The organism is Acidovorax sp. HMWF018 (genome assembly GCF_003061035.1).
GTDB lineage: Bacteria > Pseudomonadota > Gammaproteobacteria > Burkholderiales > Burkholderiaceae_C > Acidovorax > Acidovorax delafieldii.
Window position 1 is genome coordinate 2,685 of the sequence record NZ_QAIM01000424.1, and the last position, 1,687, is coordinate 4,371.

A 1,687-nucleotide genomic window follows, 5' to 3' on the forward strand; every position below is an offset into this window, starting at 1 on the left:
TTTTCAATAAACTCGATGTGGATGAAAGCCCATCAGAAGAATTCCCGAGCATCTACGGGCTTGCAGCGGGCGAAAAAGCATGTGTAGTATCTGACGCAGCTACCATTCGCACCAACGAAGTTTTTGAACGCCTGAAATCGTTGGGCATGGCATTGGGCGATCTTCTAAACGACCCGACCGATTACCGTCAAAAGCTGCGCGAAACAACCGACGAATCCGAAAAGGAGCGTTGCGTCCAAATGGTTGCGCTCAAGCGTCTTTCCGTGACTGCAAATGAGAATATGGATCAAGTATTCAAGGCGATCACAAAATGACCGGCCGGGCCAGCACAGTTCGTGAAGCGGTAGCCGCCCAGCTCCTGGGCGAAGTCGATGATCTGGTGCTGCGCCTTGAGAACGTGGCCAGGACAATCCAGGGCCAAGAAACCAGCCACGAAGCCAGCGCAGCCGCGCTCTTAGAAGCTGCCGACCAGTTCAAAGGCGCCGTGACGCAATTCAGTGAAGCCGCGACGGCCCACGTGCGCGAATCGGTCGAGCGCCACGCACATGAGGTTGTGACACAAACACGCGCTGAGGCTGCGGCCGCAATGCAGGAAGCCGCTCGGCAGGCTTGGCGCACCAGCGCCATGGACGAGGCCGACAGGCTCACGCAAAAGCTGCGTGCGGCGGCGAAGCATTTCCAGCCTATGCCCTATTGGCAGCGGTTTGCGGAATCAGCTGTTGGGGGCATTGCGGGGGCCTCCGCTGTGGTCCTCTTGCTGTTCATCGCAGGCAAGCTCTAACCCTTGCAACCTCAGCACGGCAGGCCATACCCTTGTCCGGGCTTCGGGGTGCCGTGCGCAAGGCGCACGGCAGTGCTCCGCACCGGCCCCTACCGGACAACCCGCACGCAAGGCGCGCGGGCTTCGGGGCACCATGGCCTGCTCGGTAACAAACCGGGCGTTCACAGCCTTCTTTTCTAGTTTCTCAGAATAATTCATTCGAGAGCCAGTTTAGAAAATTATACGAAGCAACTCAGCCGATTTAACTTGTAAAATCGGCATTATTCTGGTATAATAAGCATATATGACCACATTGATTGAATGGCGGTCATAGTCTGCATCTCTTGCCCGCTCAGCCCTTGCGCTGACATGTAGTCCGGGCCAACACATCCTCTTATAAATTCAACCGCATCATCTGATGCGCGTTGCTTTTGCTCGTCCTCGCTCGGCAATGTGCGGACTTGGGTTTCACCCAAATTTCAATCAAACGGTTTATCAATACGTGCATCCACAAAGAATCACGTCGGATAACGCATATCAACAACAAATATAAGGAAAAAAGAATGATTAATTCAAATATTGAAAAAACGGTTCCAGTATGCCCACACACACGAACAAGGAACGGCAATACATTCCCTGTTCGAGGTCACTGGCGCGCCCCTCGGGGTAGCAGAAACTAGCATTCTGTTGCGCAGTGACTAAGCAAAAACACACCCGTTCACGGGTGTGTTTTTTTTTGATTTTTCAGGTTTCGCAATCCATGCGGAGTTCAGATTCCTTCACCGGCATCCAGGGCGAGGATGAATCGATAAAGTATCGCGCACCTTGCGCATATTGGCTGCAAGGACCCGAAGGCCGATAGAGGCCGGTAATTCTTCTTCGAAATTCAATCTTGGCCTCATTCGTGTATAGGACACAATCCCCAAC

At 53.3% G+C, this 1,687-nt stretch carries 1 protein-coding gene and 1 pseudogene; both read left to right on the forward strand.

The features are described 5' to 3' along the window. Window positions 1–314 (forward strand): annotated as a pseudogene (locus DBR23_RS29375) (hypothetical protein); the annotation flags it as partial. Next, complete coding sequence (locus DBR23_RS17610; RefSeq protein WP_108499105.1) at window positions 311–781, forward strand: hypothetical protein; 471 nt, start codon at window positions 311–313, stop codon at window positions 779–781. The pseudogene DBR23_RS29375 and the gene DBR23_RS17610, both read left to right, overlap by 4 nt. The last annotated feature ends 906 nt before the right edge of the window (window positions 782–1,687 follow it).